Below are 11,494 nucleotides of genomic sequence, written 5' to 3'. Positions count from 1 at the left end.
GGCCTAACCCTCCTGTCTGCGCACAATGGCGCTCTGCGAGGTACGAATGTCGCCCACCCGGTCACCTACGAGCGAGAATTCGGCTTCCACGCCCAGCCCTTGCAGTGTGAGCGTCAGCCACTCCTGGAACGCCGCCTGGCCTTTTTCCCACTTGTGATCCTCATGGCGGAAGCCTTCCAGCTCATAGTAAGGATTGAAATCCGCATTCGGCGTAGTCACAATCAGCTGTCCGAAATCCACATGGCGGATGATTTGCCGGATCAGCGCAGCCGCTTCCAGTTCACTCATATGCTCCACCACCTCGGTCAGAATGACATCCACCTGCTCTCCGTTGTACAGCTCCAGGAAATGCTCCAGCGAGCGGAAGGTGACGATGTTATCCAGCTCCTTGGCCTTTGCTTTGCGGTTCACAACCTCCAGCAGCTCCTCGTTGATGTCCACCGCATAATAAGCGCCCTCAATCTTCCCGGCATACGGAATGGCGTAGAATCCTTCGCCGCAGCCGATATCCAGAATGGGCTTATCAAACGGAAGCACACCCGAGATGAACGTCCGCCGCTGTATCGCCGTACTGCCATATTCCAGACCCATCGGGTACAGATCTGTTTGCTCGACAGCCGTCTTGTACCGTTTGAACTGCTCCCGGGTCTTCAGGAGATTCCGGGCGAACAGGCTGCGGATATAGAAAGGAGCGTCCATCACGTTCAGACTGCGGATATATTTGTCCAGAATCCGGTCCGAAATATCGATATACTCATCCCCGAAAATCGATAGAAATAAGGACAGCACACTGACCACATGCAGGAGGTGGTATAAGCATTTGTGAGTAGTAATGGTCAGGGAATAGCTCTTATGCGCCTGGTGCTCCAGGGTGAACGTATAATCCTTCAGATGCTGCTCAAAGAACCGGATGTAATGCAGCCGCTCGACATGAATCATTTGTATGGTAAAAGAGTGCTCAAACCCCTCCGTATCCCGCTCATCCCGCGCCTTGAACGGGGTAGAGAAGAACTCATTCACCGCATTCAGCGGGAATAACGGGGTGTTATAGCGGGAGACATTGAGGTACTCGAAGCTCTCGCCATCGTTCTTTTTATAGGAGACCTCATTGTCAGCGTCCTTGAAGTACACATTATAAGTAGCCTCATCCGAATACCAGCCGTATGCGATACCCTGACGGACCGGGCGAAGCTGCATGCCGCTCTGCGGATTCTTGCGGATGATGAAGCTTAGCTGCGGGTTCGTTGATCTCAGTTGTACAATAGCCATGATTGTCTTCCTCCTGTCGGTCTAACTTAAAGTGAAACTAATGTTTTATGTCTTGGGATTAACCGTGACTCCAGAGAAGTTTTGGACTTCCGGCCGCTGTTGTCTCCAGATTTCATGATTTATACCGCTGTTCGCAGTGGAAATCCGGTGACAAAGGCGGACGCTATCGCTCCTACAGTTCCAAAATTCCCCTCCGCCACTTTTCCCTTAACTCAAATTATTTAGTTCAATCTATATAGTTTAAATTCAGTCCCCACACTTCCTGCAAGGCATCCCGGAACAGAGCATCAAGCCCCCGGTCCCGATTGTCTGTCTTAACACTGAGGTATGCCGCCGCTGTCTTCTCCAGCTCTTGCAGCTGCTCCTCCAGATACTCGTTAATCGCACTCAGCCGCGGTTCCAGGTCCAGCTCCTCACCCGACTTCTTCCGGGCCAGCAAACGCTGCACGACCTTCCACAGCTCACTGTCCCTTGGAATCAGCCGTTCCACCAGCACCTCGAATGCCATCGGCGGCATCTCCCCGTACCGGTGAATCCACTCACAGGCCAGCACCGGGCGCAGCACATAGAAATACTTTTTGATCTTGACCTGCTCCCCTTGCAGGTAATCCCGGTAATTGCCTTTGGCCATGTTCAAGTAATGGTACATACAGGATTTCGGCGAAAAGGTATACGGTGAGATCCCCCTAAGCTGCTCCGCCACACTGAACTTCTCAGCATACTGGATCGGGGACTGCAGCCACTCCAGCAGCGGCGGGTTGGATTTATGGAACAGCTTCAGCGCTTTGCGCAGATCCCAGCCGTTAATATCCAGCATATTGTTAATAGGACGCTCTATGACATCCCGTGCATCCCAGATCGATAAGTACCACTCCGGCCGATGCACATAGATGAACCGCACATCGTAATCACTGTCCTGCGAGGGGAATCCCCACGCCCGGCTGCCTGATTCACAGGCATAGAGGATCGTCACTTGCTCCTCTTGTTCAATCTGCTTCAATTGCTTGTGGATGAGCGTATTGATAGGGTTCATGTCATCCCTCCATTCCAAGTCGGTTTCGCTGGCCTTATCTTCCCTCATTTTGCCAAGAAGGAACAGGGTGGAAGTATGGCGGCAGACAAAAATCTTCCATTTCAAGCAACTCTGGTGCTTAATAGAGGTATTAACTATTACAACTCATGAATGCGTTACAGGCTGGAGGGATACATATGGCCAAGGAAAGCTTCGATAAAGAAATACAGTTTCTCCGTATGCTGTCACTAGCCGGGGGAGCCTACAGCAGGCAGCAATTCGCCGAGCGGCTCGGCATTTCCGTCCATACCTATGACAAAACGCTGCGCAATCTCAAAGAGATGGTAACCGTCCTGCAGCAGGATCTGACCGCAGAACAAGGCACCGAGCTGTCCGAATGGCTCCGCTATAATTACTATGAATCTGCCGATCCGCTGCTCCTGTTCCTTTTCCGGGCGAAATCACTGAAGGAGACGGAGAGTATCCGGTTGACGCTGCTGTTAACCGCACTTCAGAGCGAGGAGCTAACGGCCAAGGAGCTGCATGACGGCTGCTGTGACCAGATGCCTGCCGATTCGCCGCTGCCCGACGAGAAGACCATCCGGGGAGACCTGAAATACCTGGAGGAGGTAGGCGTGATTGTAAAGGTAAATGACAAGCGCCCCTACCGGTACAAAGCCGCCAACGAGCTGCTGGACCAGCTGACGGATGATGAGCTGCTCGACCTGTTCGATTATGTAGATGTCATTGCTAATACGCAGATTCCGTCCGTCCAGGGCTACCTGCTGCGTGACACTTTGAAGAAGGCTCTGCGGATAAGGGGCATTCTTCACGAAGCCACGGAGACCCACCGGTACAAATACCATTACCATTCCCGGATTCTGGATGAGGCGCATCTATATACGATTTTCGGGGCGGTTCAGCAGCGCCGGAGAATCAAATTCCTCTATCTGTCGCCCAAAAAAGGCATGAACTACACCTCCCAGAACACCAACCCCCTCTTCGAGCGGGAATCGGCAGGGATTACGGACAGTCTGCTTCCGCTGCGTGTCGTCTACGATCATCAGTATGGGCGCTGGTATCTGATCGGCTATCACAGCCGGACGGGGATCAAGAAGCTGCGGATGGACGGCCTGACCCAGGTTGAAGAGGGCGAGCCTGTAGAAGAAGAGGAGTTCGCGCAGAGACTTCAGCAATTGGAGACTCAGCTGGAGTATAGCTGGGTGACGGATACCAATCGTACAGTTAAGGTGGCCGTCCGATTCTATAACCCAAGCCGGTCCGGCGCCAACTTCATCCGGGAGCGGGTCGAGGCGCAGGGGCAGTGGGGAACCATTACGGAGGAATCGGGTACGACCTTCCTGTACGAGATTACGGTGAACGAGATCTTCGAGATCAAGCCGTGGCTGCGGAGCTTCGGTTCAAGCTGCGAGATTCTGGAGCCCCGCTGGCTGCGCAAGCAGTTCATGGAGGAATGGAAGGAGATCAAGAGCTACTATGAATCCCTTTGAGAAAATATTCAACTTCCAGATCATCTCCCGCCTGGAGGAAGCAGGCTCCCTGGCGCTAACCTCGCAGGAGCGTTCCTGGCTGAAGACGATGCTGGGGCATCCGGCGGCGGCTGAAGCTTTTTCAATGGAGACCTTACGTAAACTGAATTCCCTGCTGGAAGCCGAAGCTTCTATTGAAGTAGGAGAGATTATCATCGAGAAGGCCCGCAGCAAGGAACGCCAGGTCTATCATCCGCTGCTCCGCCCCCTGCGCCGCATCATCATGGAGAATCAGGGAATTCAGATCACGTATGCGATCAAGCATGGCGGGGAACGGACCGATCCGTCCGGCTTCCCCCACAAGCTGGAGTACAATATGTATAAGCGGGAGTGGTATCTGCAGTGGTACAGCACCCGGCAGCGCTCACTCATGTCCACCAAGCTGCGGAACATCGTGTCTGCCGAACCTGCTCCCATCCCCGCCCACCGGATAGAAGGCCTCAAGGCACGGATCGCCCGGCTCCTGGACGGTCTGAGAGAATCCGCCTGCATTCAGGTCATTCCGGTCTACAATGCCGAGCTGTCGCGGATCTTGGCCACCTTCTCCTGCTTCGATAAGTCAGTGGCCTTCGATGAAGCTACGGGGATCTATCACATCACCGTCCACTACATGAGAGATGACAGCGAGTTCCTGCTCTCCCGCATCCGCTTCCTGGGCCTGCGCGTGAAGATCACTGAGGGCGAGCAGCTGAAGCAGCGCATGCTGAAGTCGGCGGAGATGGCGGTGGGAAGGTATGGGGAGGAATAGCCAGAATTATTTTAGAGAAAAGCTGTTTGTAGCTACAATTTCACCATTCATTTCAAAAGTACACTCATAGGTTCCAGCAGGCCAACCTTCGGCGTCTAAGTTGAATAGTTGTCCTGACACGCCTTTGTTAATCGTTATTTTAAAGGTTTTCATTACTTTTCCTTCTTTATTGCTTGTAACATAGAACAATCCTTTACTGCTCTCTGTCGAAAGCTCCGGAAAAGCAATCTTGGCTTTTAGCTCTGCCCTTTGTGTGAAGGTTTCTGCTGAATCCACGAAATCAAAATTAGAATCATTAGTTTTATAGCCAAATGTTATTTCATAATTGTCCGGCATATTATCGGTATAGTACGCACGTAAAACCGAACTCAAAATTATCCAGAGCGAAAATAAAAAGATAAGAATTCCCGATATCAATAAAATGGTTTTTTTCATCATTCACCATCCAGGTCTCTTACTTAATTAGCACTTCAATTATCATCATGGCCCCGTCCTTGAACCCTGACACAAATGCAGCCGTTATATCCATTCCCTGCACTTGTGAATATAGCTCCAGTAAAGACTCCAGTTCCTCGAACTCACTCACTGACAGCTTCTGCTTCCAAGCTTCGAGAGATTCGGTAATCTGACCGTTAAGCGGGCGATAATTAGGGTCCTTGGAGATTATATCTTCACTAGGGAATAGACTACCATGATATAGCGATTCGAGAGTCTTGGGCATTGGGCCTCCTTCATAAGCTACACTATGAATTTAGGATATAAATCAGCGTAGCATAATTACAGAGGAAATTCGGTACGTATATGCGTATCATTCTGAAAATTTTTTTTGCTCAGGAGTGAACTTGCAGTGGGGAAGAATATTGTAGTGAAAATACCTGAATTGACTGCTAAGCATGAAATCTCCATAAGAGAGTTATCTAGAATCTCCAGGGTCCGCCATGCCGCTTTAAGCGAACTATCCAATGGAAAGAGAGAAAACATTAGCTTCAGTCATATCGTTAGAATAGCAGAAGCTCTAAATATTCAGGATATACGTGAGATTATCGACTTGGTTGACAGTAAAGAAAAGGATTGATTTAGTTACCTGTCTCTTCGTCTCCGTATAGAAGGCATCTCTTCATAGTAAGCTTGTAGATGATGATCCAGACTCCATATTCTTATAGAGCCGATAGCAGGGACATTCTTGTACTTCTTGTAGACTTGGATGATGGATAGATCACCCACACCAACTTCCATTAGCAGAATCAGAACCTGTTGCTTCTCCTTTTGTAATGAAATCAATTCCTGGCAGATCCAGAATGTTACATAGAATAGAGGTGTCGATAATATGAACATGCATATGTCTACACCTCCAACCAGCTTAGATCTGTATGATCTTCAGCAGGCTTCTTCAACGCCTTCACTAATTCGTCCTGGACCGTCAGATCGCCCAGATTACCTTTTGACAAAAGAACCGGTAAGGATTCCATATCCGGCAAGGAATAGAATTTACTTGATCCGTTGTCAGGATCTCTGTAACACAAAACAACCCCGAACAATTCTTCTTTGGATAGAGCATTCAGTAAGGTCGGATTATGTGTTGTAATGATGACATCTATCTTTCTCTCTTTGGTTAGTCTGGATATCGTTTGGATCAGGCTCTTCATTCGGCTAGGGTGGATTCCGTTATCCACCTCTTCAATCACAATCATAGTATCAGGGTCTTCTGTAATAAGTGCAGCGAGAATGGCCACATATCTGAGTGTACCATCCGAGAGACGCTTGGCCTCCACGAATTCCGAGCGTTCACCATACTTCTCCTTCAGGCAGAACATCACATCACCAATGGAAGTCTCTATGAACCCAATATCCAAAATTTCATTCTCCGGCAGATCCTTTACTGCGTCCAGGCCGTAGGTCTTAGCTCATGGTCGCTCATCCTTGAATAATCTCTCATCCGAACCGGCAAAGGATCTAAGAAGAGTATCTTCCCCAGACGCTCCAGAACCAGATTTATGTAAGACACGTTCTTCTTATTATACTCTGTAGTCGTAGGCATCTTGGACGATAGCTGTGATAGAACAGAGACAGAACGAATACAGGTCACTTCGGGATTTCTTCCCTTGCGCCCATTATTATATTCAGCGTTAATATCGCTATACTCGTCAGGAGTATCTTTGGTCTGAAACACGGTCACCGGTCTGTCGCCGCTAGAGGATAGCTTCAACAAATGCTCAGCAAGCACAAAAACACGATTGCTCACTTTGATGGTTATGGAATACTCCAAGTCATAATCCGCATCAATATCCACCAGACACCCTAGGTAAATGTATCTGTACCAATTCTGGGACAGCCTACACTACCGCCTCTGATCTCACTGTCTATATTCTTAGAGCCATCCAGAATAATAGATAGGTCTCTTCCTGAAGAGATCTCAGAGAGTATCTTCATCCCTTCAATCGCATTGGTTTTACCGCCTGCATTAGTGCCAATAACCGATGTTAATTTCTCAATTTCTAGAATAGATGAATCAAAGCTTTTGAAGCTCTGGAACGAAAAATTCTTCAGCATCTTCAACGCTCCCCTCACATGGAGTTTGCCTATATATCTTTATTGTAGCAAATAATGATCATAGTAATACTCACTAGTGAGATGCACATTGACACCTCTCCTATAGGCCCAAAGGCGAGAGAAAAAAGACGGCCCGTTCCTTAGCTGGTGGAGAGATTGCCTTGAATGGTGAACCGCTGCTCCAGGGGCAGACGTTGCCGTTGGTACAGGCATCATAGAAAATATCGTTATTATACACCCACACATTCACGTTACCTGTATCCATGGAAATCCCGTCGTCCGGGAATAGCATCAGGCCGAGCTTCCTCAACTCTACATATGGCATGAATATTATATTTGATTTTGGCGGCATGTAAGACTATAATACGTTTAAACAATTAAACATTATAACGGAGTGAGCCATGAGCGAATCGATAGGTAATCAACAAGTCATTGATATTTTCGAGAATCTAAGCCCTTATCTTCAAGGTCTGGGAGATCCCGTCCGCCAGCGAATCATATCGCTGCTCATTGACCGAGATAGCATGAACGTATCACAGATTGCAGAGCATGTTCCCATGTCACGCCCTACAGTCTCTCATCACCTGAAAATATTGCGCCAATCCGGGCTGCTGTCGGTTCAGAAAAAAGGGACTGAGATGTATTACAAACTGGAGTTCAACGATGCTATCGAATTACTCAAACAGCTCGTTCATCTCGTAGAAGTGGAATGTCAGAGCTAGCGCACGCCGCGCTGGTGAACTGCATTCCTTTTCTTCACACTATTACGTTTAATTGTTTAAACATATAAGTACATAAACATATAAACGGAGGCTAACAAATGAATAGACAAAAGATTCTCATCGCTGGAGGCTATGGTGCTGTAGGGGTACAGATTGCCCGCATTTTACATGACAGGCACCCTGATCTGGAGTTAGTGCTGGGTGGTCGTTCTGCTGGCAAAGCAGCCCCTTTCCCATCGGACCGGGTGCACACGGTTGTTGTTGATACCCAGGCAATCGATCCGCTGATTCACGCAGGAGAAAATATAACTTTAATCATTAATGCAGTGAACGATCTGGATGATCGACTACTGGTAGCAGCAGTGCGAAGAAAAATTCCACTCATTGATGTCACACGCTGGACAGAAGTGTTTCAGCAAGCGATCCGCACAATAGATCAGGAAGAGCTTCATGCCCCCGTAATTCTCTCTTCCGGATGGATGGCGGGAACGGCCTCCCTGTTTGCCATGATGCTCTCGAAATCGCTTCAGAACGTTGAGGTTAACATCCATGCCTTGTACTCCCTGCGGGATAAGGCCGGCCCGGATTCAGCGGCCTTCATGGACCGGATGAGCATTCCTTTTCATATCACTCAATCCAATACGAGCCGGCTGGTCTATCCCATGACTGACCCGGTTAAAATACAGTTTCCAAATGGATACACGACGCACTGTTACAGACTGGATACTCCTGATCATGTCACCTTGCCCCGTACCAGTCATATAAATTCCGCCAGCTTTCGCATCTCCTTCGATCATAAGGTTTCCACTTATGCACTCGCAGGACTGGTCAAAACAGGAATATGGAAGTTGATTAGTGGGGATCGATTCAAGCCTTTCAGACGGAAATTATTGTACAATCCGGGAACCGGGAGCGCTCATCACCTGGTGATTCTATTGAAAGGCATGGATGCGAAGCGTAACGTAGTGGAACGCAGAATGACTGTCTCCGATCCACTCGGTCAGACCCATATGACTGCGCTTGGCGCTGCGGTGCAGGCCGAAAATTTACTGCTGATGATGTCTATGGATGAGCCGATGGCTCCAGGCATCTATTATTCTGAGCACTTGTTCGGTCACCGCATGGACATGGATGCAGTCACTCACTTTTTCACACAATACGGTGTTCAAGTATCTTATTCCTGATCCAACACTATACTATCAATACGCCGCCAGAAAGAATGGTCATGATTCATGTGGTGAATATGGCACAGTTCATGAATCATGACACAATCCATCACTTCCAGAGAAGACTTCGCCAAGCGATAATGGGGTTAGGAGTTATATTATTCCACCACCAAATAATACAAATTAGCCGTACTATCCTTCGTAATCGTATGGGCGCCTGCCGCAAGGGAGACGTTGGCCACACCGTTCGTGATCGGGCAGCTTGTCCCATCCACCTTAATCTTGGTTCCCTCGGAGCCAAACACCAGCGTTAGCGTGGAGGCCTTGGATGCGGTGAACTGGATGCTGGTGGCGCTCTCAATCTTCAGGCATTGCGTTAAGGTCAGGCCGTTGTAGACTACCGTTCCTTTGCTGGTGGAAAGGTTGCCTTGAATGGTGAAGAAGCTGCTTGATGTGCCGGATGTTGTAAAATTGTGAACCGCCGCTCCCGGGGCAGGTGTTGCCGTTGGCACTGGAGTCGCTGTTGGCACCGGAGTTGCCGTTGGCCCAGGCGTTGCCGATGGTGTCGGCGTTGGACCTCCCGGATTCGCCTCGCCGCCTACAGACACCAGGCCTGAGGTGTAGCTCCGTATGGCTGACATTAACGGCGCGTTGAGGGCATAGGAGGTGTCGTCCACGGCATTATTGAAGCTCCAGCTAAAGTCACCGCCTCCCTGGCGTCCTGCTCCCGCTGTAACTTTCTGCTCTACTGCGCCAATGCTATCTACAGCTGCTGCGCTGACACCTGTATCGACCAGCGTATCGAAGTTGTTATATGCTGTTCCGCCGACAAGTGCTTTGTACGAGCCGGGAACGGCTTCGCTTCTCGATGAGGCCAGGTAAGCATCGTGAGAGCCTGCATTTGCCGGAGCTGTTCCGGTATTGGAGTTGGCATAAATGAGACTGGACGCCCCCGTAATACTGTTATTGAAGGCCTTAATCATCCCTCCAGTCTCCCCGGAGAATGTGCCTTCGCCCAGAGCATCCGTCCCCTGAAGAGAGTTCAACATCGGGTACTTGGCATTACGGAACACATTACTTTCCACGAAGGCTGAAGCGCCGGTCGTCACGCCCACACCGTATTTTGATACACCGTCATAGAAGTTATTATACACATGGACCGAGGCCACTCTGATCCGCGGATGACGCGAGTCGGAATGATCGAACCAGTTGTGGTGGAAGGTGACGAAGAACTCTGCCGATTCGCTAAGTCCGACCAGAGCTGCTTTGCCGGAATCGAAGTAGTGGTTGTACGAAATAGTGATATATGTGGAGCCTTTCTTGAGATCTGTGGAACCATCGCCCTTGGCCTGGTCGGCATCGCTGCCCGCTGATCCGTAGAAAATATCATTATTATGCACCCACACATTCGCGTTGCCTGTATCCATGGAAATGCCGTCATCCGGGAATAACATCACACCCAGATTCCGAACCTCCACATTCCCTGCGTATCTGAGCAGCAGCCCCCAGCCATAGGCAGTCGCATCTTTTCCTATTCCTTCAAGGGTAATGTTCATTTCTGTATAATTATTTTTGCCTTTGAGTTCAAGATACCCGCTGCTGTTCAACTGTCCACTGAGGTCGGCGGCGGTCACTTTTCCGATGAGCCTGATGGCGAGCGGTGTGGTGTCATAGCCTTTTTGCCGGAGAGCGAGAATGCTGCCAAGCCCTGTCCCTGTCTGAACTGTACCCGAGCTGCTGACCACTACGGGAAGCGTTACGGTCTGTGCGTTCTGGGAGGTGATATACAGCACCTGTGCGCCGCTCTTAAGTGTTCCGTTGTTGTTATAGGCACCTGAGCCTGTACCAAACGGAGAGCTGGAGGAGAAAGCAAACCCGGACCGGTCATACGGCGCGGCGGCCAGCGTACCCGTCACTGCATTTGCCGTTCCTCCGCCTGACAGCACGGCTTCCACCTTCATAACATAGCTTCCGGCCTCAAGGCCTACGGCATCTGCTCTCCAGTAGGAGGCATATTTGCGGATCAGCTCATTCGGAAGCTGCTGATACTGGGAATCTGCGGCGCTTGCCGCTTTGACGAATACCTTATAGCCGGATGCGTTACTGACAGGTGACCACTCCACATACACCGCTTCATTCCCGCCACCGCTGCCTGTCAGCGTAACCCCCGCAGCGTACACCGCCCCGGTTCCCCATCCGCCGTATATCAGAGTGAGTATAAGAGAAAACAACAAAGCCATACTGGTTACCTTTGCAACTAACCTTTTCATTCATTTGCCTCCCCGGATTTATTTGTTGCAGAATTACATGTAACCGCTTGCAATTTTTGACGTTGCTTCTCTTTTCACCCCCTCTTTACCTGCTGATCTGTATCCTTGAAGGACCTATGAATCTTGAGCCTCGCGGATATCCCGAGCATAGCAGAAGCCGAATTAGTGTCGAAACAATCATTTGCTCATATCGCCTGCAATTATGCA

At 49.7% G+C, this 11,494-nt stretch carries 16 protein-coding genes; 5 read left to right on the top strand and 11 right to left on the bottom strand.

Annotated features, from left to right (window positions below; all coding sequences use genetic code 11):
* Positions 1–3: 3 nt before the first annotated feature.
* Together NYE24_RS21515 and NYE24_RS21510 are read right to left on the bottom strand one after the other, a co-directional pair.
* Entirely contained in the window at positions 4–1,269 is a 1,266-nt protein-coding gene (locus tag NYE24_RS21515; RefSeq protein WP_342476621.1) for a class I SAM-dependent methyltransferase, read from the bottom strand.
* Between the two features lie 226 nt (positions 1,270–1,495).
* The gene (locus NYE24_RS21510; protein ID WP_342476620.1) at positions 1,496–2,302 is read right to left on the bottom strand and encodes a nucleotidyltransferase domain-containing protein; all 807 of its coding nucleotides are present in this window, start codon (positions 2,300–2,302) and stop codon (positions 1,496–1,498) included.
* 176 nt (positions 2,303–2,478) lie between these two features.
* Between NYE24_RS21510 and NYE24_RS21505 the strand changes: the two genes are divergently transcribed.
* Positions 2,479–3,792 carry a WYL domain-containing protein gene (locus NYE24_RS21505; protein ID WP_076155768.1) on the top strand — a complete coding sequence of 438 codons (1,314 nt, stop codon included), beginning with the start codon at positions 2,479–2,481 and terminating at the stop codon, positions 3,790–3,792.
* Positions 3,779–4,579 carry a WYL domain-containing protein gene (locus NYE24_RS21500; RefSeq protein ID WP_076155770.1) on the top strand — a complete coding sequence of 267 codons (801 nt, stop codon included), beginning with the start codon at positions 3,779–3,781 and terminating at the stop codon, positions 4,577–4,579. The genes NYE24_RS21505 and NYE24_RS21500 overlap by 14 nt, the downstream gene beginning before the upstream one ends.
* A 6-nt stretch (positions 4,580–4,585) precedes the next feature.
* On the opposite strand, the gene NYE24_RS21495 is transcribed toward NYE24_RS21500, so the two are convergent.
* Positions 4,586–5,017: a hypothetical protein gene (locus NYE24_RS21495; RefSeq protein ID WP_036691320.1), complete on the bottom strand. Its 432-nt coding sequence runs from the start codon at positions 5,015–5,017 to the stop codon at positions 4,586–4,588.
* 16 nt (positions 5,018–5,033) lie between these two features.
* Positions 5,034–5,300 (bottom strand): DUF6809 family protein, encoded by a 267-nt coding sequence (locus NYE24_RS21490; protein WP_036691322.1) that lies wholly within the window; start codon positions 5,298–5,300, stop codon positions 5,034–5,036.
* 126 nt (positions 5,301–5,426) lie between these two features.
* Here NYE24_RS21490 and NYE24_RS21485 point away from each other — a divergent pair, with 126 nt between their 5' ends.
* Positions 5,427–5,654: a helix-turn-helix transcriptional regulator gene (locus NYE24_RS21485; protein WP_036691324.1), complete on the top strand. Its 228-nt coding sequence runs from the start codon at positions 5,427–5,429 to the stop codon at positions 5,652–5,654.
* Positions 5,655–5,659: 5 nt separating this feature from the next.
* On the opposite strand, the gene NYE24_RS21480 is transcribed toward NYE24_RS21485, so the two are convergent.
* The 5 genes from NYE24_RS21480 to NYE24_RS21460 form a co-directional block, all read right to left on the bottom strand.
* Complete coding sequence (locus NYE24_RS21480; RefSeq protein ID WP_342476619.1) at positions 5,660–5,815, bottom strand: hypothetical protein; 156 nt, start codon at positions 5,813–5,815, stop codon at positions 5,660–5,662.
* 107 nt (positions 5,816–5,922) lie between these two features.
* Entirely contained in the window at positions 5,923–6,432 is a 510-nt protein-coding gene (locus tag NYE24_RS21475) for an AAA family ATPase (protein ID WP_036691327.1), read from the bottom strand.
* A 23-nt stretch (positions 6,433–6,455) separates the two neighbouring features.
* Positions 6,456–6,821 carry a hypothetical protein gene (locus NYE24_RS21470; protein ID WP_342476618.1) on the bottom strand — a complete coding sequence of 122 codons (366 nt, stop codon included), beginning with the start codon at positions 6,819–6,821 and terminating at the stop codon, positions 6,456–6,458.
* 56 nt (positions 6,822–6,877) lie between these two features.
* Positions 6,878–7,129: a hypothetical protein gene (locus NYE24_RS21465; RefSeq protein ID WP_342476617.1), complete on the bottom strand. Its 252-nt coding sequence runs from the start codon at positions 7,127–7,129 to the stop codon at positions 6,878–6,880.
* A 100-nt stretch (positions 7,130–7,229) separates the two neighbouring features.
* Positions 7,230–7,394 (bottom strand): hypothetical protein, encoded by a 165-nt coding sequence (locus tag NYE24_RS21460; protein WP_342476616.1) that lies wholly within the window; start codon positions 7,392–7,394, stop codon positions 7,230–7,232.
* A 136-nt stretch (positions 7,395–7,530) separates the two neighbouring features.
* Between NYE24_RS21460 and NYE24_RS21455 the strand changes: the two genes are divergently transcribed.
* Both NYE24_RS21455 and NYE24_RS21450 read left to right on the top strand, forming a co-directional pair.
* Positions 7,531–7,851 (top strand): metalloregulator ArsR/SmtB family transcription factor, encoded by a 321-nt coding sequence (locus NYE24_RS21455; protein ID WP_036691332.1) that lies wholly within the window; start codon positions 7,531–7,533, stop codon positions 7,849–7,851.
* 98 nt (positions 7,852–7,949) lie between these two features.
* Positions 7,950–9,035 carry a saccharopine dehydrogenase gene (locus tag NYE24_RS21450; protein ID WP_342476615.1) on the top strand — a complete coding sequence of 362 codons (1,086 nt, stop codon included), beginning with the start codon at positions 7,950–7,952 and terminating at the stop codon, positions 9,033–9,035.
* Here the strand turns inward: NYE24_RS21450 and NYE24_RS21445 are convergent.
* Together NYE24_RS21445 and NYE24_RS21440 are read right to left on the bottom strand one after the other, a co-directional pair.
* Positions 9,026–9,151: a M48 family metallopeptidase gene (locus NYE24_RS21445; RefSeq protein WP_342476614.1), complete on the bottom strand. Its 126-nt coding sequence runs from the start codon at positions 9,149–9,151 to the stop codon at positions 9,026–9,028. The genes NYE24_RS21450 and NYE24_RS21445 overlap by 10 nt on opposite strands.
* Positions 9,152–9,175: 24 nt before the next feature.
* Positions 9,176–11,287 (bottom strand): pectate lyase, encoded by a 2,112-nt coding sequence (locus tag NYE24_RS21440; protein WP_342476613.1) that lies wholly within the window; start codon positions 11,285–11,287, stop codon positions 9,176–9,178.
* Between the last annotated feature and the right edge of the window lie 207 nt (positions 11,288–11,494).

It is taken from the genome of Paenibacillus sp. FSL H7-0350 (assembly GCF_038593195.1).
Lineage (GTDB): Bacteria > Bacillota > Bacilli > Paenibacillales > Paenibacillaceae > Paenibacillus_AQ.
The sequence above is the reverse complement of the archived record's forward strand: the minus strand, read 5'-3'. Positions and strand labels throughout refer to the sequence as shown.